Source organism: Methylobacter sp. S3L5C (assembly GCF_022788635.1).
Taxonomy (GTDB): domain Bacteria; phylum Pseudomonadota; class Gammaproteobacteria; order Methylococcales; family Methylomonadaceae; genus Methylobacter_C.
This window is the reverse complement of the sequence record NZ_CP076024.1, coordinates 877722-904093: the sequence shown is the minus strand read 5'-3', so window position 1 is coordinate 904093 and position 26372 is coordinate 877722. Positions and strand designations below refer to the sequence as shown.

Genomic DNA, 26372 nt, shown 5'->3' with positions numbered 1-26372 from the left:
TGCAATACGTAGGTCTTGACGACTAAAGAATAGCTCCTGAATCCCCATTATGCTTTGAAGTATCGGGAAGACGGGTTGAAGACATTCGCAATTTATATTATAAATAAAATGAATAAGATTAAATTATCTTTGTTTTTTGTATTAATCACGCTGATGATTATAGCCTTTAATTGGGGACAGATTCATTCAGACAGCATTGACCTTGTTTCGCATAATGCGCTCGTCAACAAGATTATGACTGATGGTGGTATATCGGGAGGGTATCAGGAAAACTTGTTGGAAATGAAGCTATATCCACCTCTTACCCATTATCTTGGCGCGGGCGTCGGTTTGCTTTTTGATTCCAGTTTATTGGGGTTAAACATTGCTACACTTATTTCAAGTGTGATTATTTTTGCCATAATTGGCTATTTTTTATTAGAAACTGGTTTCATATCCTTTCTTCTGGTCAGTATTGTTCTATTTCTATTATATTATTCAAAGATAATTCTTCCCCTTATCGGTTATGAGGTAATCGAAAATTATTTTTTTCCACAGCTTGTCACCACCGCTTATTTTGTAGCCATTTTTTTCTGGTTATACAGAACGTCACAGTCTTTAATATCAAGGCTCTTAACACTCCTTATTGTAATTAACATTGGATTATTCGCCTATCCATTGCCGATAGTAATCCTGTTCGGGGCTTCAATTATTATTATTTTTATGGAATTAGTTCGAGAAAAGAGCATAAAAAATGATTTAGGTTATCTTGTTCTATTCATTATTCTTGTGGGAGCAAGTGCTTTCTTTAATCCATATGTTCGAACCATAGCTGGGGCAGCGAAACATAATGGCGGGTTAAAATTTGAAGTTTTTACGACAACTCAATTAGATATTACAATTTGGGTAATCACTCTGATTATTGTCGCGGGTGTATCTGGGCTTTTTTGTTTGTGGAGGTCACGGAATCAGGATATAAAATCAAAAGGAAGCGATCGGACAATATTGTTTTTAAGTGCGGTTGTTGTATCGGTGGCCGGGTTATCATTTTGCCAATATATTTTATATCGTATGGATCTCAGTAATCCCTATGCCGTAAAAAAATATTTATTTATTTTGTTTACTTTTTTTGTCATCCTCATTTTGTCTCAGATTGGACGCTTATTGAATAAAAGTTTGGGCGATTTCAAGCAATTGAGCATTCCTGAAAAATATACCTCTTCAGAGTTACCTGTTTTTCTTTTCTCCACTATGATTGTTTTTGGATTGTTTAATAGACCCGGTATTGATTTGAAGCCAATTTTAGAATATCAGAAACAAGTGAAGCAGTATTATCAGTATGATAATGCAGGTATGAATTTACATAACACAATCTCCCAATTACCGATCCCTAATATGTTTAACCTGCTTATAACATTAGCTGAGTTGCAGCATCCTTGGGATGCCGTTTCGCAAAGTATGATCGGCATGGGGCAACTTAAAAAAACAGATGTTGGTAAAGTCGTAATCTCCAGTTCTGGTAGTCGTTATGTAAATACGATATATGATTCAGGTACGATTGCCGTTTCTCAAGGCATTGATTATTATACAAATAACTTGAAAAATGGAGAGACTATAAATTTTAACTCCATATTCTCGAACCGGTATATTATCAGTGGGTTTTCTCTAACAGAACCATGGGGCCGATGGTCTGACGGAGATCTTTCCATAATTGCGATAACATTGGACGAAATAAAAGGTAAAGAATTATCTTTGCAATTTTTGGTCACCCCTTTTCTTAATGAAAAGCGCAAACCTCTAATGGTTGATATTAAGGTCAATGGACAAATGTCCGCTACCTGGAACTTTAGTGCGTTGGGATCTACTCCTGAAACTAAAAAAATTATGGTACCCTCAAGCCTGGTTGGAAAGGAGAATAAGCTAAAAATTGAATTTATTTATCATGATGTTACGTCCCCCTTAGAACTGGGTATTTCAAGTGATGCCCGAAGGATTAGCCTTGGATTTGTTAATCTAAAAGTCGGCGGTAATTGAAAAGCATCGTTTAGAGGACGAACTGTTTGAGTATCGGAAGTCAATTGATTTGGGCAAGCATCTTACATTGAGTTTCTTTTGTCACAACTTACTTTCCTGTAGAAAATTAGTATGATTGATAATAGGAGGCTTTGGCATAGGGCTAATCCGTTTACTTTTTGAAAATAAATTTGCAAGGCCACACCAAGATATATGTTGATCTACTATTTCGACATCTTAAGGTTATATTTTACAATGATACATATGGAAAAAAAATGAAAGTAGTCATTCTCGCAGGTGGTCTTGGAACTCGTATAAGCGAAGAAACTTCCACACGACCAAAACCCATGGTGGAGATCGGTGGCAAGCCTATTCTTTGGCATATCATGAAGACTTACTCCCATCATGGAATCAACGAATTTGTGATTTGTTGCGGTTACAAAGGCTATGTTATTAAAGAATATTTTGCCAACTATTTTTTGCACATGTCTGATGTAACGTTTGATATGGAGCATAACCGGATGGAAGTCCATCAGCGCTTTGCGGAGCCATGGAAAGTAACACTGATTGATACCGGTGAAGAAACCATGACGGGCGGCCGTTTGAAGCGCGTAGAGGAGCATATTAAGGATGAAGAGTTATTTTGCTTAACTTATGGTGATGGCGTGAGTGATGTTAATATTACCGAGCTTATTGCTTTTCACAAGGCGCAAAATGTTAAAGCTACGTTGACTGCGACGGTCCCCCCCGGACGTTTTGGCGCTCTTGATCTTGCCGGAAACAAAGTTAACAGCTTCATGGAAAAGCCGAAAGGCGACGGTGCGATGATCAACGGTGGTTTCTTTGTGCTGTCACCACAAGTACTTGATTATATTGCTGACGACAAGACAATCTGGGAACGCGATCCCTTGGAGCGACTTGCCCAAGAGGGCAGCCTGGCTGCATTTCATCATCATGGCTTCTGGCAACCCATGGATACCTTACGCGACAAGATGCATCTTGAAGAATTATGGCAATCCGGTAAAGCCCCCTGGAAGGTATGGTTATGAATCCGAATTTTTGGAAGAACAAAACGGTTCTTTTGACAGGACACACCGGTTTTAAAGGCAGCTGGCTTTCTCTCTGGTTGCAGGCCATGGATGCACAAGTGACAGGCTATTCCTTGGCACCGCCAACCAACCCGAGTTTATTTGATGCTGCTAAAGTTGGCAATGGTATGACCAGCATTATCGGGGACATTCGTGACCTGACTAAATTACAAGCGGTTTTCGCCGAATACAAACCTGAAATTGTTATTCACATGGCAGCCCAACCGTTGGTGCGATACTCCTACGAAAATCCGGTCGAGACATACTCCACCAATGTCATGGGCACGGTCAATGTGCTTGAAGCAGTGCGCAACACGCATGGTGTTAAAGCAGTAGTCAATATCACTACCGACAAATGCTACGAAAACCGCGAATGGGTTTGGGGTTATCGTGAAAACGAGCCTATGGGTGGTTATGATCCTTATAGTAATAGCAAGGGTTGTGCAGAACTGGTAACGGCTGCCTACCGTAACTCATATTTTCATTCCGATAAATATAAAGAGCATGGTGTAGCTTTGGCCTCTGCCAGAGCGGGCAATGTTATCGGCGGTGGCGATTGGGCAGAAGATCGACTCATTCCTGATATAATGCGCGCCATCACGCAAGGCAAGCCTGTTAATATCCGCAACCCTCACGCTACCCGTCCTTGGCAACATGTCTTGGAGCCGCTATCCGGTTACTTAATACTTGCGCAAAAACTATACGAGGAAGGTAGCAGTTACGCGGAAGGTTGGAACTTTGGGCCAAACGATGAAGACGCGAAGCCGGTACAATGGATTGTCGATAATTTAACCAAGACTTGGGGTGATGGAGCAAGCTGGGTATTGCAAGAGGGTGATCATCCCCACGAAGCGCATTACCTGAAGCTGGATTGTTCCAAGGCAAAAGCACGCCTGGACTGGCATCCGAAGTGGCATTTGGATGAAACTCTCGGTAGAATTGTGGACTGGCAAAAACAGTATCAGCAAGGTGCGGACATAAAAGCAGTAACGCTGGAACAAATTGACCTTTATTTAAAAGGTGCGTAGACATAAATAATTTATTTTTGTCTGTTTCCCATGCTCCGGCGTGGGAATTTATCCGGCAACGCTCCGGCGTTCCCACTCCGGAACTTAGGGGCTATAAGGTAGACGCTTTTCCCCCGCCGTTTAAAACTTGGCATGACTGTCAAATGATTACTAAAATAGAATGTAGATAAATCAGGAGTTAGTCATGAGACAAGCAGTATTAAGAGACATTTTACATATTGATCCAAATCATTAGCTATACATTGACGTGCCCGCCGAAATGGGAAATGAATTTAAGGTTATGGTAATACCCATTCAATCTAAAGCAATAGATAAGCTCAATGATAATGAACAATTTATGTTGGCCGCCTATTCAGCCGTAATTGAAAACGACCCTGAAGAAGACGCAATATGGGAAAAATATATCCTACACTAATAATCAGATTAAAAAGCGGAGTTTTAAAATGCATGCAATTACACGTATAGAAATGGTTGACGAGTCGGGATATATTCATCTCCAACTCGAAAAGCTTGCAGGTGCCAAAGTACGGATTATTATTGAAGATATTGATAGTATTTCTGCAACACCTGTTGAGAGCTTTGCTTTGGCCCGAATGCAGGAGCAAACAGGTTTTGCAAAACATGTTTTAGGATCCCCTGCGGAGGATGTTTGGAATGACCTGTAAACTTAAAGCAGGTAGTATCTACAAGATACCATTTCCATTTACCGATCTAACTGAAGCCAAAGTGCGTCCGGCATTGGCATTGACCGATAGCGACGCTAATGGGGATGCACAGTTTCTTTTTATTACAACCACACCACCTGAAGCCTCTGAAAAAGCCATAGGACTTGATGCTACAGATTTTTCTGGCGAACCATTACCGATACAAAGCCATATCCGTTTGGATAAATCCATACTCCTCCATGAATCATTGGTAATCAAACAGTGGGCGCAGCTCACTGATGCAACCATGGCTCGAGTATATCGCGCAGTTATTGCCAATGAAGTAAACGGATTCGATAGATTTGGCAATACGCGACAAAGCTTCATACCTGGATCAAGTGTCATCCCCCCCTCTGGCAAGGTAATCGGCGTAGAAGAACGCCAACTCATGGTCGAAGCTTCACTGGATGGTTGGCTAACTACAGGTCGTTTTAATGCAGAATTTGAAGAAAAACTGGCTGCTTTCATCGGTATTAAACATCTTATTACCGTTAACTCGGGCTCTTCAGCAAACCTCGTTGCTTTTAGCACCTTAACGTCTCCCAAGCTGGGCGACCGTGCCATAAAACCCGGCGATGAAGTGATCGGTGTAGCTGCGGGCTTTCCAACGACAGTTAACCCCATTCTTCAATTTGGTGCAGTACCGGTATTTGTCGATGTCGATGCTAAAACCCACAATATTGATGCCGGCAAGATTGAAGCAGCCATTGGCCCCAAAACCAAAGCGATTATGTTGGCGCATTCACTGGGCAACCCTTTTAATCTTGATGTCGTTACCGACCTTTGTAAAAAGTACAACCTGTGGTTGATCGAAGATTGCTGCGATGCGTTGGGTACCACTTATCGTGGTCAGATGGTCGGCACGTTTGGTGACATTGGTACCTTAAGTTTTTATCCCGCTCACCACATCACCATGGGTGAGGGCGGTGCGGTATTTACCAATAGCAAAAAACTAAAAACGATAGCTGAAAGCTTTCGGGATTGGGGTCGGGATTGTTTCTGTGCACCCGGCAAAGACAATACCTGTGGCAAACGTTTTTGCTTTAAGTTAGGTCAACTGCCCAAGGGCTACGACCACAAGTACACCTACAGTCACTTGGGTTACAACCTAAAAATTACCGACATGCAGGCTGCTTGTGGCGTTGCCCAACTCGACAAGGCACCGCAGTTTATCCAGGCTCGCAAGGACAACTTTGCTTATCTCAAAAATCGCCTGAAAAGCTGCGAAGAGTTTATGCACTTGCCTGAAGCGACCAAACACTCTGACCCTTCCTGGTTTGGCTTCCCGATTACCTTGAAAGACAATAGTCCGGTTACACGGCTGGATCTGCTGACTTATCTGGATCAGCACAAAATTGGCTCACGCTTGTTATTTGCCGGTAACCTGACTCGTCAGCCTTATATGATCGGTGCCAACTTCCGTATCAGCGGTGATCTGACCAATACCGACAATGTGATGAACAATACTTTCTGGATTGGTGTGCAACCCGCATTAACTCAAGAAATGTTGGAATTTGCGGTCAGTAAGATCGAAGCGTGTCTGGGTGTCAATGTCTGATGTCAACAACTCAAATACTCGCTAACAGAATCCGACAAAATGCCCTAAAAATGGTCCATAGGGCAAAGGCCTCTCATATTGGCAGTGCACTCTCTATTACGGATATTCTCGCGGTGCTGTATGGAGAAGTCATGCGTTTTAACCCTGCTGACCATCATGACAAGTTACGTGACCGTTTTATTTTGAGCAAGGGCCATGCCTGTGTCGCTGTTTACTCAACGCTTGCCGAAGTCGGCTTTATTCCGAAAGAACAGTTGGAAACTTATGGCGATGATTTTTCATGGCTAATGAATCATATTAGCCATAAAGTTAATGGCGTAGAGTTTTCAACCGGCTCACTAGGTCACGGGTTACCTTTCGGAGTAGGTAAGGCTTTGGCGGCTAAAGCGCGTGGTGAGACTTGGCGAACATTTGTTTTATTGAGCGATGGCGAGATGGATGAAGGTACAAACTGGGAGGCTTTAATGTTTGCGGCACATCACAAGCTTACAAGCCTCACCGCCATCATTGATTACAATAAGCTTCAGAGCCTTGATTCAATAGCGAATACATTGAACCTGGAGCCACTCGTCGATAAATTAAAAGCCTTTGGTTGTATGGTGCATGAAATTGATGGGCATGATCATCAATTAATTGCCCAAGCACTATCCAGTATTTCCGATGATAAACCGACCGTTATTGTCGCCCACACCACCAAAGGGAAAGGTGTCAGTTTCATGGAAAATCGCGTTGAATGGCACTACAAAAATCCAAATGATGAACAATTAGCCATGGCGCTGGCTGAGCTGGAGATGGCTCATGCGTAGTGCCTTTATTAGTGAGCTAGTCGCTGCAGCAGAAATTAACGATAACATCGTATTAGTTGTCGGGGATTTGGGCTTTGGCGTCGTAGAGCCATTTGCTTCCCGCTTCCCAAAGCGTTTTTTCAATGCCGGAGTAGCAGAACAGAACATGATGGGGATGGCTGCAGGCCTGGCTTCGGAAGGTTTTCATGTTTTTGCCTATTCCATTGCGAACTTTCCGACATTTAGATGCGCCGAACAGATTCGTAATGACGTCGATTACCATAATCTTCCAGTAACGGTAGTTGCTGTCGGCGGCGGAATGGCTTACGGGAATCTTGGTTATTCACACCATGCTGTGCAAGATTATGCCTTGATCCGCGCGATGCCGAATATGCTGATTGCCGCGCCTGGCGATCCAATGGAAGTCAGGGCATGTATGCGCTATCTCATCAATAATCCACAGCCTGGCTACCTTCGCATAGGTAAAGCTGGAGAGCCATGTATTCATGCTGAAATACCAAAGGTATCACCGGGTAAATGGCTGACTATTCGTGAAGGTGAAAAAGGTGGTATTAGTTATTTAACGACCGGAGCTACCCTGGATCTTGTCAATCAATTGTTGACCCGGAGATCCGATATGAAGTCTTACTCCCTTAATTCAATGCCTTTGTGGAGCATGAAGACGAAAGGAGATCAGGCTCAACAGATTGAAGCCTTTGAAAGCATTATCACGGTAGAAGATCATTTAATGGATGGGGGTTTTGGAAGCTGGTTATTGGAATCAGCCTCAATACGCCCCGAGCTTTTGGCTAGAATCAATATAAAGGCGCTGGATGCAAAGGTTTGCGGCATGGTTGCCAAGCAATCGACGATGAATGCGCAAGGCGGATTAACTGAGGAGTATTTGTGCGTATAGCCATTCTCGGAGCCACCAGCCAGATCGCTAAAGACTTGGTATTATCCTTCTCCAAACAAGATAACCATGATTTGGCACTTTTTGCACGGCGCCCGGAGGTTGTGGCGCAGTGGCTAACAAACGTAGGTTTGTCAGACCGATACGTTGTTACTGATTTCACAGCTTTTAGTGCGGATGAGCACTTTGATGCCCTTCTTAATTTCGTTGGTGTAGGAAATCCGGCACAGACCGCAGCAATGGGTGCATCGATTTTTGACGTAACACAGAAATATGATGAAATAGCGTTGGGCTATGTGCGATTGCATCCGCAGTGTCGTTATATCTTTCTGAGTAGTGGTGCTGCTTATGGTTCCAGTTTTGACGCGCCCGTTGATGAAAATACCAAGGCTGTGGTCGCAATCAATAACCTTCAACCACAAGATTGGTATTCAGTTGCTAAGCTGCATGCTGAATGTCGACATCGCTTGTTACCGCATTTATCGATTGTCGATATTCGGGTATTTAACTATTTTAGCCATACCCAGGATATTTCGGCTCGATTTTTAATAACTGATATATTGCGTGCCATTCGTGATAATACTGTTTTAAAGACCTCAACCGACTACATCGTGCGTGACTTTCTTCACCCAGCGGATTTTTATAATTTGGTTGCCGCCTTGCTTAGGTCGCCTGCTACCAACACATCCGTTGATTGTTACAGCAAAGCTCCTATTGATAAGCCGAGTTTATTGGCTGCCCTACAAGAACAATTTGGGTTGCAATATGAAATGATAGCAGCAACTGCCGGTATTAATGCAACGGGAGGTAAACCCCACTATTATTCACTGAATACTCGTGCTGCTGGTTTTGGCTATAAGCCGCAATTAACCTCTTTAGAGGGGGTTCTGCTTGAAATAAGGAAGCAATTGCAGCTTGCCGGTGAAGGCATTTTGCCTTGAAGAAGCGGCGTAAACCAAGTAGTAATCGATCACGAAGGTCAGATCGCCAACCCAAATCAAATCGAAGAGCCATCAACCCGGTAAATCTTCAACCCGAACAAAGCCGTGACCGAATAAAACTAATAGCCAGATTTATAGGTGTTGGACTGCTTAATACGATTGTAGGCTACGGGATTTATGGCATCTTAATCGCCTTAAATATGCCTTATTTAGTTGCACTGCTTATGTCAACCATAATGGGTGTAATTTTTAATTATTTTAGTATTGGCCGATTGGTTTTTAAATTGCGGGGTGGGCTGATTGTTTTTGGTAAGTTTATTGCTGCCTATGGTCTGGTGTATGGCATCAATGCAACCGCGCTGGATGCTTTAATTGAGCATTTCCAATTTAACCCTTACATCGGTCAGGCTTTATGTATTCCGCTAAGCGTAATTATAAGTTGGCTGTTAATGAATTACTGGGTTTATAAAAAGGATAAATAGGATGTTGAAAAAAAAATTAATAAGTATTGTCACTCCTTGTTATAACGAGGCAGAAAATATTGATGAACTCTATCAGCGTATAGTCGCAGTCATGGCGGGATTGCCCTATGATTACGAGCATATTTGTATCGATAATGCCTCAACTGATAATACTGTTAGCAAGATCAAAGAGATCGCTACAAGGGACAAACGAGTCAAACTGATCGTTAATGCACGCAATTTTGGACATATTAAATCGCCTTATTATGCAATTCTTCAGTCACAGGGAGATGCCTGTGTCTTGATTGCATCCGATCTGCAAGATCCGCCTGAAATGATCGTCGATTTTATAAAAAAATGGGAGGAGGGCTTTAAGACAGTGCTTGCAGTCAAGCCGGAAAGTGAAGAGTCATCAATGATGTTTTTTCTAAGAAAGACCTATTATCGCTTCATAACCCGGATATCTGAAGTGCCATTGGTACAGAATGCGACTGGAGCAGGTCTGTTTGATCGGGTTGTTATTGATATTCTCCGTGATATCAATGATCCCTATCCCTATTTTCGCGGACTTTTGTGTGAAATAGGCTTTCCTATAGCAACAGTTCCTTTTAGGCAGCCTAAAAGGCAACGTGGTATTACCAAGAATAATTTTTACACACTATACGATATTGCCATGCTGGGCATTACCAATCATTCCAAGATACCACTCCGTTTAATGGCAATGAGTGGTTTTTTGCTGTCTTTTTTGAGTCTTTTTGTTGCCGTAGTTTTTCTAATTGCGAAACTCATCTTTTGGGATTCCTTTCAATTGGGTACCGCCCCAATGTTAATAGGCATTTTTTTCTTTGGTGCAATTCAAGCATTCTTTATCGGTGTGCTTGGTGAATACATAGGGTCTATTCATACACAAGTACGTAAAATGCCGTTGGTAGTTGAATTGGAGCGAGTAAATTTTTGAGCGATTATTAAAAATCATCTAAAACTCATTTTATTGTGTTTAAAAGTAATATGGTTTTAGATGAAACAATGAACATCAGTTATAAGTTTGGAAATCGGCTAAGGATTAATATGCTGGACTTCAACAGTGCTCCAAATATCCTCAATAAAATCAGGTTCCATTTCGGGCATATCGCTCTGTATCCAGTTAACCAATATCTTGGCTATATTGGGGTAAGTGATGCGAATGGCGTGGCTATCATGCAGCCATTGTTCAATAACTGAAATGTCCATATCATGCATGGTTTGGCCATAGCCCAGCTGTTTTAAAGCTGCAGCATTGGATATTTGCTCCATTTGTGCGTGTAAGGGTTTGGCCAAGATTTTTTTGCCCAGTTGCAGTGCTTCACTGGCCAATTCAAATCCGGCATTACTGATAATGCCCGAGCAATCATACACGTCTTTCTGGAATCCCTCACGTGAGAGCGGGTTGCAAATAATATGGTCAAATTTTGAATGGGCCAGTTCAGGTGAGTAGAGATGAAACTCAAAATTCTCAAAGGGCGATAAAAGCGTGATGACTTTCTGTTGGTCCTCGAAAGGTAGATAGACAACAATTTTATTATTGATAATATTTTTGGGGGTTTCTGGCGTGTCAATGATGGGCGGTAAAATGGGCTGACCAAAATGATGCCAGTGTAAGCCTACACCAGTATCGGCGGGCGCAAAATATTTCATGACTTGATTGGCAATAGGATCGGATCCGGCTCTGGGAATTTTATGGTTAAATGCGTATTGATGACCAATGCCTAAAACCGGCTTTTTTTGATTTTTTGCAGCCCATGCGGTAACGGGTTCAAAGTCGCTGATGACCAAGTCATAACCACTTAAATCCAATGCTTTTACATCTTTTATAAAGGTGACGGGTTTGGCTTCGAAAGCTGTTTTTAGATAATTAACCTGTCCCTTATCGGTATTAAAGGTTAAACCGCTACGCACTTGGTAACCATTAAAAATATCCATATCAAAATATTTATCGGCCGGGCGGCCGGTAAATTGAAAGGTAACGTCAATCCCGGCGGCATAGAGTTCTTTTGCCATAACTCTTGCGCGTGTGATGTGGCCGTTTCCGGTTCCTTGTACGCCATAAAAAATTTTCATATTTGTCCTAAACTAAAAAGTGCTACGCTGATACCCAAAAGAAGTCCAACCAAAATATCGGTCGGAAAATGTACACCCAGTATGACTCGAGAGCAGCCGACTCCAGTCGCCCAACAATAAAGTGGAATTAATAAAGCCGGGAAATAATAGCTAAGTAAGGTTGCCATCATAAAAGCGGCTGAGGTATGTCCGGATGGAAAACTAAATTGATCTGATGGGGTAATAATACTGTGAAAGTTTTGTATCGCTGCTTCGGGACGATTACGTTTCAGGCCGTTTTTTAGTATAAAGTAAACGGGTCTTTCTATTAAAAATGCCAGTAGAACTGCTTGCAGTAGCGGACTTTCTATCCCTTTATAGCAAAATAAAAATCCTGCGATTAATAAATATAACGAACCATCGCCGGTTTTTGACAGGTATCGGCTGGTTTGCGTTAAGGCAGTGTGCGCTCTGGTATTAATTAACCAGGTGAACATGAAAACGTCGTATTTATGGATTGAATAGAGCAGTTTCATTTTTTTATCCTCTGATAAAGAATAGTTCTGCAAAAGTCACTATCGAGCTATTGCAGTAATGAAAATCGTAGATTTCCAGTGGTATTTGTTCTTGGCTATCAGGTCAAAGAGTAAAACTCTTTTGTGACAAAAAAATGAAAGTTTGTTTAAGATTCTGTGACAGTGTGAATATTAATGGCAGTATTGGCATTAGACACTATCTAATTTAGGGATTTTTCGGTACAGAATATCTTCTAAATCGTCGATAGATATGGTTTTTATAGCGGCAGAAACTGCATTTTATTGAGCTTAATAATGCAGAGAGCAGGTAATTATTTCTTTTCAGCAAATATTTACTTTGACGGTAATGGCAATGGCTACAAGCTTATGTGTTAGAATTACGCTGCTTTTTCAATGGGATGTGGCCTTGTTGGTCGCTTGGCCTGTGTTGCCCGGTCATCAGTTGATAGCCAAAATACTGACTCAGGAAGTTATATCGAATCCTATGAAATGGATAGAGTCATTTACCGGAACGGGTTTTTCTTTAGTGCCATCTAATAGCCTCTGGTATCAAGATGCTTTTTAATTATTATTTCAGGTGAGTTGTGGCTGAATCAACCAGTACGTTGTCCAAAAAAATCGCGATGGGTTTGCTGCTTGTTGTGGTGATTGGTTGTAGTTATTTAATCTACTCCATGCCGCTAAAAGAAGTGTTAAACCAAAGTCAGCAAATTAAATTATGGTTGGCTACAACCGGCTATGCCGGACCGGCAATATTTACGCTTGCTGCCGCAATGCTTACCGCTATTGGTATGCCCAGATTGCTTTTATGTACACTGGCAGGAGTGGTCTTTGGTTTTGCCTGGGGATTTCTTTGGAGCCACTTTGGGACATTGCTGGGGGCTTATGGCACTTTTATTTTTACTCGCTGGAGTGGGCGTGAGTTTGTTCAGCAAAAATTTCCAAAAATTATTGCCTTGTCGCAATCTACTCACGCGCGAGGATGGCGATCAGTATTATTTATGCGGCAATTGCCAATTAGCGGTCTTTATAACGATATCTTGTTAGGACTGAGCTCTGTTAGTCATTGTGATTTTTGGATAGGAAGCACGTTGGGATTTCTTCCTTTGGGGGTGACGGCAACACTTATTGGTGCTGGTGCCATACAAGCTGATATATCGCATCTGGCACAATATTTAGGTATCGCTGCCTGTGCTTTCTTTTTATTGACCCTGTCATTGAAGTGGATTCTGGCACAGCGGCAACGTAAAAATGCGAGCCTAAGTTAGGGGACTATTCGGAAATAGAAAACCTGATGCGGAAAAGTTATTTTTGCCCTGTTTTCCGCTCATTTTCGTTTAATGGAACAACTATTTACCTCAAATGACTAAAACAGCTTTCCCTCGCTACGATTCCTGTTCTCCGGCAACCTCATGGAATCATCCGGCTACAAAATATTTGCTGACTCTGCCTTAACTTCAGATACCCACTCCAGCCATTCGCTCAGGACACACAGCGTCCAGATTGCCCGGGCATGATCAGCTTTACGTTGCATGTGTTCTTGCAACAGTTCCACTGCAACGTAACGATTAACACCAACCTGATCCAGCAACGGTGACGATAATTTTGCTTTTGCCCATTCATAAAGCGGTTCGCGCAACCAACTACTTAAAGGCACAGAAAGCCCGCGTTTTTTACGATGCACGATATCGGCAGGCAGATACCGTAGCGCATACTGCTTTAAAAAAACTTTGGTTTGTAGCCGGTTAATACGTTCTTTTTCCGGTAAAGTCGCGGCAAATTCCATGACTTCCTTATCAAGAAACGGTGCCCGCAGTTCCAATGCCGATTTCATGCTGGCACGGTCTGCCTTGGTTAATAGCCCTTCCGCCAGTGAAGTTTCCAGATCGTGCTGCTGAAGCCTATCCAGCATTTCTGTTGATAAATAATCAGGTCTGGTAATCAACGGTGGTGTTACGCCGAGGCGATTTAAAATTGCCGGAGAAATACAGGAGGTCCAGAGTATATGGCGACCCAGAAAGTTGAGCTCGTCACCCTGAATAAAGCGTTTAAGCAGGAAGGGGATGGTGACTTTCTTGTCACTGGTGGGCCAACCTTCTACGACACGTCTGACCAGTGCCCTGACTGAACCGGGCAGTCGCGCATAATAGCCGGCAAGATTTGCACCAAAGTAGGTCGGATAGCCGCCGAAAAGTTCATCCGCACCTTCGCCAACCAGCGCTACGCGAACATCCTGTGCGGCACGACTGGCCAAAAGCGCACTGGGAACCCAGGCAGGGTCGGCCAATGGTTCGCCAACTTGCCGAACGAGTTTTGCGATAGTTGGCGGAAAGTCTTCGGGGCGCACCCAAACGGGTACGAACTCGACACCCAACGTATTCGCGACTTGCTCGGCATAATGTCCTTCGTCATACGATGCTTCAGTGAAGCGTAGACTATAGGCTTTCAAGGTTTTTTCCGGACGAATGGCTCGGGTAACGGCGGTAATTAAAGAAGAATCAAGACCGCCGCTTAAAAACAGGCCAAAATCGACATCAACTTCGCTTTGCCTGCGCACTGATTCCCGGAAAATATCGTCGAACGCGTCCAAAGAACCGGCTTTTTTGGTTGTATTAACGGCGTTCCAGCTCCAGTAATGCCGACGTTGAATGCCGCTGGTATCTATGGTGAGAACTTCTCCCGGCAACACTTTTTGAATATTTTTAAAAGGTGTTTCAGGAGCGACAAAAAAACCTGCTTGCAAGTAACTGTGGACGGCATTAGTACTGACAGTAACGTCATGTTTACCTGGCGATACCAGTGCGGCTATCAGCGAGGCAAAAGCAATGACGCCATCGTTAATCGAGAAGAACAGTGGACGTTCGCCAGCCCGATCGCGGGCAAGCAACAGCTTTTTGGTACGCGGATCCCAGATAGCGATGGCAAAGGCTCCCTTAAGCCGTTCCACAAAGGCATCGCCCAGTTCCAGATACATGGCGGGGATGACGGCAACGTCGGTACTTTGTTCAACAGTTCGGCCACGCTCGAGCAACCATTCCCGTAGTTCAAGGTGATTATCAATCTCGCCATTACAGGCCATCATAACCCCGCTGTCACGGTCAATAATGGGTTGCTTGCCGTCACTTAAACCACGAATGGCCAGCCGGGTCATCCCGAAAAGTGCCGAATGATCACCGTCAATCCCTGTGTCATCAGGGCCTCGATGCATTAATGCATCAATCATTTTGTTAACCTGTTGTGGGATGATGTCGTCGTCAACGATTCCTTCCAGCATAACTAAACCACAGATACCGCACATATTAGTTTCCTGTTGGCGTGGGCAGCAGCGCTGCCGAGTATTTGGAATTAAGATTGATGACTTCAACGCCGCGTTCCAGCGCAATGGCTTTAAGCGCTGCCAACTGGTTTTTATCAGCCAGCAAATAGACCGGATGAGTGCGCGTGGCAAGCCAGGCATGGGCTTGTGCTATCGGTACGATGCCCTCTGGCCAAGGATTGTCGGAATTTAGCGTAAATATGACATAGTTACTGGTCAGTTCATTACCGTCACGGCTTAGGACCGTCACCAGGCGTTTGAGATAAAATGGCAGACCATTGGGCAGGCATTCTATACAAACCAGTTCGGTGGTCGGCGGCAAAGTTGCTGAAATTTTTTCTGCCAGACTACGTGCGGAGCGCGTCTCTGCATAAATAGATAATGCATTAAAATTAATGGTCAACAGCAGCAGGGGAAAACTAATAAAGGCTGCAAATATCAGTCGCGTGTTTCGACTCCAGAGCGCACACATTGAAAGCAAAGCAACGAAAGCAAAGGATAGTGCCAAAGGCAGAATCGCAGGTATAAAAGGATCAAAGAGATCCTGTTTGGACGTGAGTCTGCTTTTAAGCAGCTCGGGATCAAAAGCAATAGCGCCCAATAGTATAGCTGCCAGGACGCTAAAAAGCAGTAATGGCATTGTTCCATGCCAGATAACGCGTGCTGCCTGTCCTTTTGTGTCGTTCATTGCCTTGCCAAAAACACGTGCGGTCAGGACGCCAAGAGCCACTATTGCAGTGAGAATATAGCCGGGTAATTTTGATTGTGAAATAGAGAAAAATACGACGACAACAAGGGCCCAGATAATAAACAGGCGATCAGCGCGAGACCAGCTTTTCCTTTTTTTCCAGGCAACAACGATGGACTCCGGTAGCAGGAAGCTCCAGGCAAAAAAAGTACCTAAAATAATGGGTGCATAGTAATAAAAAGGTGCCGTTCGATGAAATTCAGTCGTAGTAAAGCGGGCAATGGATTCTCTCATAATCCCGTAATAAGGGAAGTCAGGGCGAAGAATCGACAGGCCGATAAACCACGGCAGCACAATGGCCAAAAAAACGGCCCAATTGCGGGGCGTAAAAGCACGCTTCATGGCGCTCAATCTTCCCTCAAAGCCGTTAAAAATGGCAATCACCAGCGTCGGGATAATAAATCCTACCGGGCCTTTAATCAGGGTGGCAATCCCCGCACATAAGGCACCTATCAGATACCAACGTATCCGCTGCTTGTCTTCGCACTCCTCGGCCAGAAAACAGGCAAAAATGGTGCAGCTAACAAAAAATGCCAGAGACATATCGAAAATAACAAATCTCGAAAACGCGATGTAAAGCGGTGTCGTGGTTATGATTAGCATGGCCAGCATGGCGGTGCGCAGATCATACATTTTTCGGCAAAATAGAAAAACTGCCACGACCAGTGAAAAACCAAAGAAAGCAGATGACAGTCTGGCAACTGCTTCCGATTCGCCAAACAGTGAAAAAGATAAGGCAATGGTTTTGAAATAAAAGGCCGGCTTATCCAGATAAGCCAATCCGTCATAAGTAGGGACCAGCCAGGAACCGGATTGGCTCATTTCTCTGGCCACTTCTGCATTACGCCCTTCATCAGGTGATAATAATGGCCATCCTCCCAAGCGACCAAACAGCATATAGATACTGATAATAAAGATAAAAACCAGAATCCAGCGATTGTGCTTGATAGAGGATATGTCGTCATCACCGGCAGAGCGATTTGTTTGGGGAGAGAAAAAAGTCATCGTTTATTTAATGTCTGTAAGGGAGGTTAACCAGGAATGGCAAGTAACAGTGCTAATTTTCGTGTTGAGAAAGTCGCCTCGCAGGCAACTTGATTATCGTGGTAGCACGGTTTATTAAATCCCGAGCTGACGACCTCTTTTGATTAAGTGCATTTTTACCAAGCCAAACTAAAATCGGTCAATATTATCATAGGCTGCATAGGGCGTCGACTAACGACCCTTAAGCAGTATTCAAAATATAGGGTGGGCAACGCTTTTTTGTCCACTATTTTGGTGCTAGCGCTTTAATTCCGCGTAGGCACAAAAAGCGTATCCAGCCTACCAGACTGCATTGAATCAGGCAAAACAGGCAGATTTTTCTCACCAGAAAATTAATATATAAATTTTCAGAAATTAAATTTCCAATACATGCCACTGTAAACTCATACAGATAACATTCTTTCAGGGGCATAGATGTCTAAACAACTTAAAGCCGCAAAAACTTGCCTTATGCGTACATGATTTATCACGCCGGAATTATCGAAAACATCCCAGTTAATTGGATAAATATCAGATAACGCCCGAAGCGGATGAGAGTTATTTTTTTATAAAATAGCCAAAAAAGTGTGATTAGTCGGTTACCATAGTTAACATAACTGGCAATAGGTTGCAAAAGGACGGATACGGATAACGGGACGTGTTTACCTTGCCACGCTTTTTTGCCTACAATATAGGCTATGCCGAGTGGGGCTGACTGGGTTTTATACTTGTGAATTTTGAAATGATTAAAGTTTACAGTTATGGAGACGCAGCTTAATTAATAGTGATTGATTAACCTTGAAGACAAGAAGAAACTTCGTATCTTCACGATGATAATCTTTTACGGTTTTTGTGGATTTACTGCTTAATTAATGACAAGTTACGCCTCATATCCGGTTAGAATAGGGAACATTTTAGTAAAAAAAATGGTAATTATTGGGTCCCTGCTCTTTTTCAAAAGCAGGAAGTGAATGCTTAAATAAATGGTTTATGAGATTGCGTAAGCAACCAAGAGTCTTTTTAAACTGGCTTTTAGGTAAGCGGGATAAAATATTTCAGGCGTAACGCTTTTGTACTATGGATTAACAAATAACTATTATCATGTCAGAACATAACAGCAAAACAAAAATGACTAAAGACACCAATCAAGCTCTGTTAATCAAGTTAAAAAATTACATTAATCAAGAGATTATTGGTCAGGATGTGCTTGTTGAAAGGATGCTCATTGGCTTGTTGGCCGATGGTCATATTCTGGTTGAAGGTGCACCGGGACTGGCTAAAACCAGAGCAATCAATGTGTTGAGTAAAGGTATTCGCGGCGATTTTCATCGGGTCCAGTTTACCCCCGATTTATTACCTGCCGATTTAACCGGAACTGAAATTTATCGGCCCCAGCAAGGTACTTTTGAATTTCAAAAAGGGCCTTTGTTTCATAATCTGATACTGGCTGATGAAATTAACCGCTCACCGGCAAAAGTACAGGCGGCGTTATTGGAGGCTATGGCAGAGCGGCAAATAACAGTTGGTCAGGCAACTTACCCCTTACCACAATTGTTTATGGTAATGGCAACGCAAAACCCTATCGAACAGGAAGGTACATATCCCTTACCTGAAGCGCAACTGGATCGTTTTTTACTGCATGTAAAAGTTGATTACCCGAAGGCCGAACATGAAAAAAGCATTCTGCATCTAGCCAGGTCAGAAGCCCGTTCGGATTCATCAAAAAGTACCGATAAATTTGAGCCAATAAGCCAAAGCACCTTGTTTGAGGCACGTAATGAAGTGCTGGATATTTACATGGCGGAAAGCCTTGAAGATTATTTATTGCAAATCATACTGGCAACCCGTAATCCTGGGGCTTACGGAAAAGACTTGGCATCGTGGCTGCAATATGGTGCCAGTCCAAGAGCCAGTATTGCTTTGGATCGCTGTTCCAGAGCCAAGGCTTGGTTGTCACAACGGGATTTTGTCGGCCCTGAAGATATTCAGGATATTGCCTTTGACGTGTTGCGGCATCGCCTGATTTTGTCTTATGAAGCTGAAGCCGAAGGTATTACTACGGATTATTTTATTAAAGAGCTGATTTCCAGGATTGCTGTACCTTGATGCTTTTTAATAAACAGGAAATTCCTGCAGACGAGCGGGTTTCTGTCTCTTTGAAGACGCTGATTGATTTGGCAAGACCTGCCGGCGGTTTAACGTTGCAGCATAGCCAGAAACGTTCCGGGCAAAGCGGTGGTTATATGTCCCGCTTTAAAGGTCGCGGTATGGAGTTTGATGAGGCTCGCTTATATCAACCAGGTGATGATATTCGTAGTATTGACTGGAGAGTGACAGCGCGTACCGGAAAAACGCATACCAAGGTGTTTAGGGAAGAACGTGAAAGGCCGGTATTTATTTCTGTGGATAACCGTCGCACCATGCACTTTGCTACCCGTGGCGTTTTTAAATCGGTATTGGCGGCAAAATTGGCCGGCTTGTTGGCGTGGACAGCCGAGCATCATGGTGACCGGATAGGCGGTCAGCTATTTTATGAACAGGAATGCCGTGAGTTAAAGCCGCAAAATGGCCGGCATGCGGTCTTGCGCTTTTTAAATGCGATTGTTTCCAGAGGCGATTCCAATGGGCCGGTCAGCCAGTTGTCAACGGAAGTTATTCCGGTTATTACCCTGGAACAGGTCTTGGCCAGATTGACACAACATGCACGCCCGGGCAGTCTGGTTTACATTATCAGTGATTTTCGTGGTATTAATGAACAAGCCGAAACGCATATAGCAAAGCTGTCCCGACATTGTGAAGTGGTGTTGATTTTTGTTTATGATCCGCTGGAAAGCAGTTTGCCCATTAAAGGTCGCTATCGTTTTACTGATGAGACGCGGGATGTGGTTATTGACAGCAGCGATCAGGAGCGCCTGACCAGTTATCAACAGCGTTTTTCCCAACGCTTGCAACGCTTGGAGTTACTGGCTAAAAGAAGAAGTATTGCCGTCATTCAATGCAGTACTACCGAAGACCCCATACAATCTTTAAGATAATTTTAAGTAGGAGATTTGTTCCTGATTCAGGATTGATAATCACCTTATAGTGAATCCTATTATACTAATGCAATAATCGAATAAAGCTTGGCAACCAGAAAGGAAACCTTATGCAAACCATAGCATTTGAAGCTCAAATTAACGAAGGTATTATTCATTTACCGCAGGCTTATCGGCATTGGCATGAAGGGCAAAAAGTAAAAATTATTGTCTTAAGCGAAGATGAAAATCAGGCCGTTACGGCCGAAAATAAAAACAATGTATCTTGTTTGGATATGGTTCAGGGGGAAGTGGGTGTTATTGTTGATGCTCCCAGGGATTTATCGTCAAACCCGGAATATATGAAAGGCTACGGTGAATGAAACAACAGGTAATTGTTGATACTGGCGTGCTGGTTGCCATTATTAATAAGAATGACAGTTACCATGGTTGGGCTATTCAACAATTTTCCAATATACAGCCGCCATTACTAACGTGTGAAGCAATAATTTCTGAAGCCTGTTTCTTACTCAGGCGCTATCAACAATCTAACTTACTGTTGCAATGGTTGGAAAAAGGCGTTTTATCATTGCCATTTAGTTTACAAAATGAAATACAGCCACTTAACATATTATTGAAAAAATATAGCGATGTTCCTATGTCATTAGCGGATGGATGCCTGGTCAGGCTGGCCGAAATTTATCCGCAAAGCCAAATTTTAACGTTGGACAGTGATTTTAAAGTTTATCGTAAAAACGGTAATCAGCTTATTTCGTTAATATTCCCGGACATAATTGAGTAAGATGTAATTTACACCATATTACATGGTTTTAAATTGTGCATAAAATGCATAAATACTTAATAAACTGAAATAAACAAATGCCAACCACTCAGCTACCCCTTAAAGATATACATCTTCCTGAAGCAATCGGCTGGTGGCCTCCGGCAATTGGCTGGTGGCTGCTGGCAGTGTTGATTCCTCTATTTATCGTGTTTTTATATTGGCTTTACAAACGCCTGACACGTAAAACAGCCATTAAGACGGCTAAAAAACAGCTGGCTTTTATCAAGCAATATTCTGTTGTGGATAATGACAAGAAACTGCGTGAACTGTCCATGCTGCTTCGCCGTGTTGCTATCAGTGTTACATCGAGAACCGAGGTGGCGAGTTTAACCGGGCGTCAATGGTTGGTATTTCTTGATAAATCGTTAACAGGGGCGCCTTTTAGTGACGGTTGTGGTCAGTTGTTAACCACCGCACCTTATCGAAATACTCCGCCTACCGAAGCGGAAATTTCTCAGTTAATCAGTCTGTGCGAAGACTGGCTTAATGCTCAAACCTTACCAGCCAAAAGCAAACAAAAATCATGATTCATTTTGAATGGCCCTGGCTCTTAACGGCCTTACCTTTGCCTTTATTAATTCGCTGGCTGTTTCCGGCTAATACTCCTATGGAACAGGCGGCATTAAAAGTCCCGTTTATGGATGATTTTTCTGAAGGTCAAACACGGGCTGTTTCCCAAACCCGACAATGGCCATTATTATTGGCGGCAATCGCCTGGTGTTTATTGGTAATAGCATGTACTCGTCCACAATGGTTGGGAGAGCCCATTGAGCAAGCAGTCAGTGGTCGGGATTTAATGTTGGCAGTGGATTTATCTGCCAGTATGCAAGAACAGGATTTTATCATTAACAAGCAGCCTGTGGATCGACTGACGGCAACCAAAGGGGTAGCTGGCGATTTTATAAACAGACGGATAGGAGACCGATTAGGGTTAATTTTATTTGGTACCCAGGCTTATCTGCAAACGCCGTTAACATTTGACAGAAAAACCGTATTGACCTTGTTAAATGAATCCGTTATTGGTCTTGCCGGCGATAATACAGCTATTGGCGATGCGATTGGTTTGGCGGTTAAACGTCTTAAAAATCAGCCTGCCAATAGCCGGGTTTTGATTTTGATGACTGATGGTGCCAATACCGCCGGCGAAGTTTCACCCTTAAAAGCCGCTGAACTGGCTGCTGCAAGCCAATTAAAAATATATACCATTGGCATCGGTGCGGATGAAATGATCGTTCGCAGTTTTTTTGGCAACCGTAAAGTCAATCCATCACGTGATCTGGATGAAAATACTTTGGTGAAGATTGCCGAGAGTACCGGCGGCCGTTATTTTCGAGCCAGAAATACGGATGAACTGGATAATATCTATATGTTACTGGATAAGCTTGAACCCGTTGAAAAAGATAAACAATATTTTAGACCGCGCAGTGAATTGTATTACTGGCCATTATCACTGGCGCTGGGGTTGTCCGCTTTTATCTGTTTATCTCGCGTGAGGTTGTCATGAGCTTGGCTGAATTTCACTTTATCAGACCTTACTGGTTGTTGGCTATTATCCCTTTTGTGGTAATACTTGTTTTAATGTTAAGAAACAAACTCAGTCAAGGCAACTGGTCAGCGGTGTGCGATGCGGAATTATTGCCGTATTTATTACAGGAAAAGGCTGTTAACCAAAGCTATCGGTCATTAACAACAGGTGCTATTGCCGCCTTATTAGTCATTGCCGCATTAGCCGGGCCAACTTGGCAGCGCTTGCCTTCACCGGTATTTCGAAATGAATCGGCGCTGGTGATTGCGCTGGATTTGTCGCGGTCCATGGATGCAGAAGATATTAAACCCAGTCGATTGATTAGGGCACGTTACAAAATTGCCGATATTTTAAAGCAACGCAAAGATGGACAGACGGCCTTACTGGTTTATGCCGGTGATGCTTTTACTGTTACCCCGCTGACCAATGATACGCAAACCATAGACAGTCAGTTATCGGCACTCACTACTGACATTATGCCCAGTGAAGGTAGTAATACCCGGATGGTACTGGAAAAAGCCGTTGAGTTATTCAAACAGGCAGGTCTGCAAAAAGGTCAGATATTGTTGATTACCGACGGTATTAATAGTGATGAAGCGGCGGATGCAGCAACCGTACTTGATAACTACAGATTGTCAATATTGGGCGTAGGAACCACTGAGGGTGCACCGATAGCGTTGCCTGAGGGCGGTTTTTTGAAAGATGAACAAGGTACTATTGTGATTCCCAAATTAGATGCCGGTGATTTGGCAAAGTTGGCTCAGGCAGGCAAGGGCATTTATCAAACCATAACAGCAAATGATGCCGATATTAAAGCCTTTCTGGCCAATATAGACGAGCCGGTACAGCAGGAAGGCAAAGAGAATAAAAATTTATTGCTGGATCAATGGGAAGATAAAGGACCTTGGTTGTTGTTACTGGTTTTACCGCTGGCGGCATTAAGTTTTAGAAAAGGCCTGTTATGTATTGGCTTATTACTGCTATTACCGTTGCCTAAAAACAGTTATGCCTTTGAATGGCAGGATCTATGGCAGAACAAAGACCAACAGGCGCAACAGGTTTATAAAAACAACCAATTTGAGGAAGCGGCAAACCTATTTGAAGATCCTGACTGGAAAGCAGCAGCACATTATAAAGCCGGTGACTACGATAAGGCGTTGGACAGTCTGAAAGTCAACCAGAGTGCTTTGAGTGCCTACAATCAAGGTAATGCGCTTGCACAATCAGGTCAGTTGGAAGAAGCCGTAAAGGCCTATGAGAAAGCTTTAAAACGTAACCCAGATGACGCCGATGCCAAATACAATAAAGAGTTGGTAGAAAAAGCCCTGGAAAAACAAAAGCAAGAACAGCCGCCTCAGGATAAGAAAGATAAGCCCGACGATAAGGAAAAACAGTCCAAAGAGAATTCCGGGCAAAAAAAGGCGGATGATCAATCAGAAAAATCTGAAGAGCAGAAAAAAGCCGAGCAAAAGCCCGAACAGACTGAAGATAAAAAATCCCAGCAGCAACAAGCTGATGAACAAAAATCTGACGAAAAGCAAGAGCAACAAAATAAACCGGAAGAAAAAAAACCGGGCACCGATCAGGCTCAGCAAGCCGAGCAGAAAAAAGATGAGGGTAAGGAAAAAGAACCACCCAAACAAGTACCCGCCAGCGCAAAGCCTTCGGATGAAGAACAGCAAGCCAATGAACAATGGCTGAAAAGAATCCCCGATGATCCGGCCGGATTGTTAAAGCGTAAATTCAAATATCAATACGGGCAGCGGGAGCGTTAATCTGATCAAAAAGAACAGGCGTATCAAGTCTTGTGGATATGAAATAGTGAGTAAGATTTGTGACTATGAAAAAATCGAAGCGCGGCATTAGTCATTAAAAGCTAATGTGGACTTGACTAAATCAGAGGCCCACACGATTTGCTGGTCAGAATAACTACATCAGCATGTCATTCTGTTCAAGGTTTAAGCGGAAATATTTTAAAATTAAAGCCAGCTAACCGCTTTGTACTTGGTTGCCAAACACAAGGCGGTACAATTTTGTTACTTGGCTATTTTAATAAGCCAGCCATCTTTATCATCACATCCCATTTCAGCCATGGCACTGACATCAATTCTGACAAAATTGCCATTCAGGGAAGCAGGTAATTTTGCCTTTATTTTGTGAAAACTGCTATTGGTTTCTACAGTAAAAGCCAGAGGTTGTTTTTTTGCCATCAGCTTAATGGTGGTGGGGTCTGCCCAAGGTGATACTTTTATAGTAAACTCGGATTCCGGTGCAACCTCAATATTATCAGTTGCGTTATATTTGGTAAGATTAAAATCAGTGAAGCGTGGTTTTTTGCACTCTTTCTCTAATTCTTCAGGACTATATGCATTTGCTGCGCCATTAAATAAAACAACAGCAATAAATAGTGTAGATTTAAACAAGTTTGTTAATTTCATATTGATTCCTCAATCAAGACCTGGTGTTTTTTTAAAGATTAACTCGCTGACATAGCAAGCTACTTTAATTATTTTTTTAGTCGATTTAATTATTTCGGTAATAACTTACAACTAATCGATAATCACTGGCAAGCTTTCTTCCATATCATTCACAAAAAACGACAATTTCTTGTACAATATCGACAGTTTAAATTTTTAAGAGACAATTACATTGAGCGCACAAAACCAAGAAAGCTTGAATTATAAAAGTGCTGGCGTTGATATTGCGGCAGGCAATGAATTAGTTGAGCGCATCAAGCCCATCGCGGCCAGAACACGCACAGCGGGCGTTATGTCAGGATTGGGCGGATTTGGCTCAATGTTTGAATTGCCATTGGATCGTTATAAAAATCCGATTCTGGTTTCCGGAACTGATGGCGTAGGTACCAAGCTAAAGCTGGCTATAGATTTAGGCATCCATAACACGGTAGGTATTGATTTGGTTGCCATGTGCGTCAATGACATTATTGTGCAAGGCGCTGAGCCGTTATTTTTTCTGGATTATTTTGCTACCGGAAAATTGGACGTTGATACGGCAGCATCAGTAATAGAGGGTATCGGTAAGGGTTGTGAATTGGCCGGCGCGGCGCTGGTGGGTGGCGAAACGGCTGAAATGCCTGGTATGTATGCTGATGGAGAGTATGATCTGGCCGGTTTCTGCGTTGGTATTGTGGAAAAAAGCAAAGTTTTGGACGGCAGTAAAGTAAGTGTCGGTGACAAGCTGATCGGTATTGCCTCATCCGGCCCACATTCCAATGGCTACTCATTAATCAGAAAAATAATTGCTCACAGTAATTCGGCACTTACTGATGCATTTAATGATAAAACACTAGGCGAAGCGTTACTGGAGCCGACCCGTATTTATGTCAAAGCGTTATTATCTCTATTGGACAAAGTACCTGTACATGCTTTTGCCCACATCACTGGCGGTGGTTTAACCGAAAATTTACCACGTGTGCTTCCTGAAGGACTTAACGCAAGTATTGATTTGTCTTCCTGGACGTTTCCTGATATTTTTTTGTGGCTACAGGAGCAGGGCAACGTATCTCAGGCAAATATGCTGACGACCTTTAATTGCGGTATTGGCATGATAGTGTGTGTTGCTGCAGAAGATGAAAAAATGACTATTGAAGTTTTACAATCGTTGGGCGAAACGGTTTTTGTTATTGGCGAACTTGTTGAGTCTGAAGGCAAGCCTGAAGTTAGCTATACGCATCTTAAAGCATAATCGTTCGCCTATAATCTTTCAGAAATTAAATTTCCATACACGTCGTTATAAGTTTATACAGATAATATCCCTTGAAGCGATGTTATCTGTTGGCATCGAAATTATTTATCCTGGA

At 42.9% G+C, this 26372-nt stretch carries 26 protein-coding genes; 21 read left to right on the top strand and 5 right to left on the bottom strand.

All coding sequences use genetic code 11. The annotated features are described in order from the left end of the window. The first annotated feature begins 108 nt into the window (after positions 1-108). From KKZ03_RS04280 to KKZ03_RS04235, 11 genes are all read left to right on the top strand, one after another. Positions 109-2013, top strand: a complete 1905-nt coding sequence (locus tag KKZ03_RS04280) for a hypothetical protein (protein WP_243220283.1) — start codon at positions 109-111, stop codon at positions 2011-2013. A gap of 254 nt (positions 2014-2267) precedes the next feature. Next, entirely contained in the window at positions 2268-3041 is a 774-nt protein-coding gene (gene rfbF / locus KKZ03_RS04275; protein ID WP_243220281.1) for a glucose-1-phosphate cytidylyltransferase, read from the top strand. After that, complete coding sequence (gene rfbG / locus KKZ03_RS04270) at positions 3038-4108, top strand: CDP-glucose 4,6-dehydratase (RefSeq protein WP_243220279.1); 1071 nt, start codon at positions 3038-3040, stop codon at positions 4106-4108. The genes rfbF and rfbG overlap by 4 nt, the downstream gene beginning before the upstream one ends. A gap of 280 nt (positions 4109-4388) precedes the next feature. Further along, positions 4389-4523 carry a hypothetical protein gene (locus KKZ03_RS21770; RefSeq protein ID WP_256451997.1) on the top strand — a complete coding sequence of 45 codons (135 nt, stop codon included), beginning with the start codon at positions 4389-4391 and terminating at the stop codon, positions 4521-4523. A gap of 28 nt (positions 4524-4551) precedes the next feature. Then, entirely contained in the window at positions 4552-4773 is a 222-nt protein-coding gene (locus tag KKZ03_RS04265; protein ID WP_243220277.1) for a hypothetical protein, read from the top strand. Next, positions 4763-6370: a lipopolysaccharide biosynthesis protein RfbH gene (rfbH, locus tag KKZ03_RS04260; RefSeq protein WP_243220276.1), complete on the top strand. Its 1608-nt coding sequence runs from the start codon at positions 4763-4765 to the stop codon at positions 6368-6370. The genes KKZ03_RS04265 and rfbH overlap by 11 nt, the downstream gene beginning before the upstream one ends. Beyond that, complete coding sequence (locus tag KKZ03_RS04255) at positions 6370-7176, top strand: transketolase (protein ID WP_243220275.1); 807 nt, start codon at positions 6370-6372, stop codon at positions 7174-7176. Before rfbH ends, KKZ03_RS04255 begins: the two co-directional genes overlap by 1 nt. Then, positions 7169-8071, top strand: coding sequence for a transketolase family protein (locus tag KKZ03_RS04250; protein ID WP_243220274.1), 903 nt, complete (start codon positions 7169-7171; stop codon positions 8069-8071). Before KKZ03_RS04255 ends, KKZ03_RS04250 begins: the two co-directional genes overlap by 8 nt. After that, the gene (locus KKZ03_RS04245; protein WP_243220272.1) at positions 8062-9009 is read left to right on the top strand and encodes an NAD(P)-dependent oxidoreductase; all 948 of its coding nucleotides are present in this window, start codon (positions 8062-8064) and stop codon (positions 9007-9009) included. The genes KKZ03_RS04250 and KKZ03_RS04245 overlap by 10 nt, the downstream gene beginning before the upstream one ends. Beyond that, positions 9006-9491, top strand: a complete 486-nt coding sequence (locus KKZ03_RS04240; RefSeq protein WP_243220270.1) for a GtrA family protein — start codon at positions 9006-9008, stop codon at positions 9489-9491. The genes KKZ03_RS04245 and KKZ03_RS04240 overlap by 4 nt, the downstream gene beginning before the upstream one ends. Position 9492: 1 nt before the next feature. Then, complete coding sequence (locus tag KKZ03_RS04235; RefSeq protein ID WP_243220268.1) at positions 9493-10428, top strand: glycosyltransferase family 2 protein; 936 nt, start codon at positions 9493-9495, stop codon at positions 10426-10428. A gap of 98 nt (positions 10429-10526) precedes the next feature. Here the strand turns inward: KKZ03_RS04235 and KKZ03_RS04230 are convergent, their stop codons facing one another. Next, positions 10527-11567, bottom strand: a complete 1041-nt coding sequence (locus KKZ03_RS04230; RefSeq protein WP_243220266.1) for an MJ1255/VC2487 family glycosyltransferase — start codon at positions 11565-11567, stop codon at positions 10527-10529. Continuing rightward, positions 11564-12082 carry a phosphatase PAP2 family protein gene (locus KKZ03_RS04225; RefSeq protein ID WP_243220265.1) on the bottom strand — a complete coding sequence of 173 codons (519 nt, stop codon included), beginning with the start codon at positions 12080-12082 and terminating at the stop codon, positions 11564-11566. The genes KKZ03_RS04230 and KKZ03_RS04225 overlap by 4 nt, the downstream gene beginning before the upstream one ends. A 352-nt stretch (positions 12083-12434) precedes the next feature. Here KKZ03_RS04225 and KKZ03_RS04220 point away from each other — a divergent pair, with 352 nt between their 5' ends. Together KKZ03_RS04220 and KKZ03_RS04215 are read left to right on the top strand one after the other, a co-directional pair. After that, on the top strand, positions 12435-12647 hold the full coding sequence (locus tag KKZ03_RS04220; protein ID WP_243220263.1) for a hypothetical protein: 213 nt from the start codon (positions 12435-12437) through the stop codon (positions 12645-12647). A 19-nt stretch (positions 12648-12666) separates the two neighbouring features. Then, positions 12667-13350 (top strand): TVP38/TMEM64 family protein, encoded by a 684-nt coding sequence (locus KKZ03_RS04215; RefSeq protein WP_243220262.1) that lies wholly within the window; start codon positions 12667-12669, stop codon positions 13348-13350. Positions 13351-13508: 158 nt separating this feature from the next. Here KKZ03_RS04215 and asnB read toward each other — a convergent pair whose 3' ends face one another. Then, on the bottom strand, positions 13509-15380 hold the full coding sequence (asnB, locus tag KKZ03_RS04210) for an asparagine synthase (glutamine-hydrolyzing) (protein WP_243220261.1): 1872 nt from the start codon (positions 15378-15380) through the stop codon (positions 13509-13511). A gap of 1 nt (position 15381) precedes the next feature. Further along, positions 15382-17151 carry a glycosyltransferase family 39 protein gene (locus KKZ03_RS04205; protein ID WP_243220260.1) on the bottom strand — a complete coding sequence of 590 codons (1770 nt, stop codon included), beginning with the start codon at positions 17149-17151 and terminating at the stop codon, positions 15382-15384. Positions 17152-18297: 1146 nt separating this feature from the next. On the opposite strand from KKZ03_RS04205, the gene KKZ03_RS04200 reads away from it, so the two are divergent. The 7 genes from KKZ03_RS04200 to KKZ03_RS04170 all read left to right on the top strand — a co-directional run bounded on the left by KKZ03_RS04200 (position 18298) and on the right by KKZ03_RS04170 (position 24327). Further along, positions 18298-19275, top strand: coding sequence for a MoxR family ATPase (locus tag KKZ03_RS04200; protein WP_243220258.1), 978 nt, complete (start codon positions 18298-18300; stop codon positions 19273-19275). Then, complete coding sequence (locus KKZ03_RS04195; RefSeq protein WP_243220257.1) at positions 19275-20204, top strand: DUF58 domain-containing protein; 930 nt, start codon at positions 19275-19277, stop codon at positions 20202-20204. The genes KKZ03_RS04200 and KKZ03_RS04195 overlap by 1 nt, the downstream gene beginning before the upstream one ends. A 110-nt stretch (positions 20205-20314) precedes the next feature. Beyond that, positions 20315-20566, top strand: a complete 252-nt coding sequence (locus KKZ03_RS04190) for a hypothetical protein (protein WP_243220255.1) — start codon at positions 20315-20317, stop codon at positions 20564-20566. After that, entirely contained in the window at positions 20563-20985 is a 423-nt protein-coding gene (locus tag KKZ03_RS04185; RefSeq protein ID WP_243220254.1) for a type II toxin-antitoxin system VapC family toxin, read from the top strand. Before KKZ03_RS04190 ends, KKZ03_RS04185 begins: the two co-directional genes overlap by 4 nt. A 77-nt stretch (positions 20986-21062) precedes the next feature. Then, positions 21063-21554, top strand: a complete 492-nt coding sequence (locus KKZ03_RS04180; RefSeq protein ID WP_243220252.1) for a DUF4381 domain-containing protein — start codon at positions 21063-21065, stop codon at positions 21552-21554. Continuing rightward, a complete protein-coding gene (locus KKZ03_RS04175; protein WP_243220250.1) occupies positions 21551-22531 on the top strand; it encodes a VWA domain-containing protein in 981 nt (326 codons plus the stop codon). Before KKZ03_RS04180 ends, KKZ03_RS04175 begins: the two co-directional genes overlap by 4 nt. After that, complete coding sequence (locus KKZ03_RS04170) at positions 22528-24327, top strand: VWA domain-containing protein (RefSeq protein ID WP_243220249.1); 1800 nt, start codon at positions 22528-22530, stop codon at positions 24325-24327. The genes KKZ03_RS04175 and KKZ03_RS04170 overlap by 4 nt, the downstream gene beginning before the upstream one ends. A 261-nt stretch (positions 24328-24588) precedes the next feature. On the opposite strand, the gene KKZ03_RS04165 is transcribed toward KKZ03_RS04170, so the two are convergent. Further along, a complete protein-coding gene (locus KKZ03_RS04165; protein WP_243220247.1) occupies positions 24589-24990 on the bottom strand; it encodes a hypothetical protein in 402 nt (133 codons plus the stop codon). A 211-nt stretch (positions 24991-25201) separates the two neighbouring features. On the opposite strand from KKZ03_RS04165, the gene purM reads away from it, so the two are divergent. Beyond that, complete coding sequence (purM, locus tag KKZ03_RS04160; protein ID WP_243220246.1) at positions 25202-26257, top strand: phosphoribosylformylglycinamidine cyclo-ligase; 1056 nt, start codon at positions 25202-25204, stop codon at positions 26255-26257. Positions 26258-26372 lie beyond the last annotated feature (115 nt).

What these genes read in the sequence shown, in the direction of transcription:
- KKZ03_RS04280 (WP_243220283.1), top strand. Translation starts at nt 109, where the DNA reads ATGAATAAGATTAAATTATCTTTGTTTTTTGTATTAATCACGCTGATG.
- rfbF (WP_243220281.1), top strand. Translation starts at nt 2,268, where the DNA reads ATGAAAGTAGTCATTCTCGCAGGTGGTCTTGGAACTCGTATAAGCGAA.
- rfbG (WP_243220279.1), top strand. Translation starts at nt 3,038, where the DNA reads ATGAATCCGAATTTTTGGAAGAACAAAACGGTTCTTTTGACAGGACAC.
- KKZ03_RS21770 (WP_256451997.1), top strand. Translation starts at nt 4,389, where the DNA reads ATGGTAATACCCATTCAATCTAAAGCAATAGATAAGCTCAATGATAAT.
- KKZ03_RS04265 (WP_243220277.1), top strand. Translation starts at nt 4,552, where the DNA reads ATGCATGCAATTACACGTATAGAAATGGTTGACGAGTCGGGATATATT.
- rfbH (WP_243220276.1), top strand. Translation starts at nt 4,763, where the DNA reads ATGACCTGTAAACTTAAAGCAGGTAGTATCTACAAGATACCATTTCCA.
- KKZ03_RS04255 (WP_243220275.1), top strand. Translation starts at nt 6,370, where the DNA reads ATGTCAACAACTCAAATACTCGCTAACAGAATCCGACAAAATGCCCTA.
- KKZ03_RS04250 (WP_243220274.1), top strand. Translation starts at nt 7,169, where the DNA reads ATGCGTAGTGCCTTTATTAGTGAGCTAGTCGCTGCAGCAGAAATTAAC.
- KKZ03_RS04235 (WP_243220268.1), top strand. Translation starts at nt 9,493, where the DNA reads ATGTTGAAAAAAAAATTAATAAGTATTGTCACTCCTTGTTATAACGAG.
- KKZ03_RS04230 (WP_243220266.1), bottom strand. Translation starts at nt 11,567, where the DNA reads ATGAAAATTTTTTATGGCGTACAAGGAACCGGAAACGGCCACATCACA.
- KKZ03_RS04225 (WP_243220265.1), bottom strand. Translation starts at nt 12,082, where the DNA reads ATGAAACTGCTCTATTCAATCCATAAATACGACGTTTTCATGTTCACC.
- KKZ03_RS04220 (WP_243220263.1), top strand. Translation starts at nt 12,435, where the DNA reads ATGGCTACAAGCTTATGTGTTAGAATTACGCTGCTTTTTCAATGGGAT.
- asnB (WP_243220261.1), bottom strand. Translation starts at nt 15,380, where the DNA reads ATGTGCGGTATCTGTGGTTTAGTTATGCTGGAAGGAATCGTTGACGAC.
- KKZ03_RS04205 (WP_243220260.1), bottom strand. Translation starts at nt 17,151, where the DNA reads ATGACTTTTTTCTCTCCCCAAACAAATCGCTCTGCCGGTGATGACGAC.
- KKZ03_RS04200 (WP_243220258.1), top strand. Translation starts at nt 18,298, where the DNA reads ATGACTAAAGACACCAATCAAGCTCTGTTAATCAAGTTAAAAAATTAC.
- KKZ03_RS04195 (WP_243220257.1), top strand. Translation starts at nt 19,275, where the DNA reads ATGCTTTTTAATAAACAGGAAATTCCTGCAGACGAGCGGGTTTCTGTC.
- KKZ03_RS04190 (WP_243220255.1), top strand. Translation starts at nt 20,315, where the DNA reads ATGCAAACCATAGCATTTGAAGCTCAAATTAACGAAGGTATTATTCAT.
- KKZ03_RS04185 (WP_243220254.1), top strand. Translation starts at nt 20,563, where the DNA reads ATGAAACAACAGGTAATTGTTGATACTGGCGTGCTGGTTGCCATTATT.
- KKZ03_RS04180 (WP_243220252.1), top strand. Translation starts at nt 21,063, where the DNA reads ATGCCAACCACTCAGCTACCCCTTAAAGATATACATCTTCCTGAAGCA.
- KKZ03_RS04175 (WP_243220250.1), top strand. Translation starts at nt 21,551, where the DNA reads ATGATTCATTTTGAATGGCCCTGGCTCTTAACGGCCTTACCTTTGCCT.
- KKZ03_RS04170 (WP_243220249.1), top strand. Translation starts at nt 22,528, where the DNA reads ATGAGCTTGGCTGAATTTCACTTTATCAGACCTTACTGGTTGTTGGCT.
- KKZ03_RS04165 (WP_243220247.1), bottom strand. Translation starts at nt 24,990, where the DNA reads ATGAAATTAACAAACTTGTTTAAATCTACACTATTTATTGCTGTTGTT.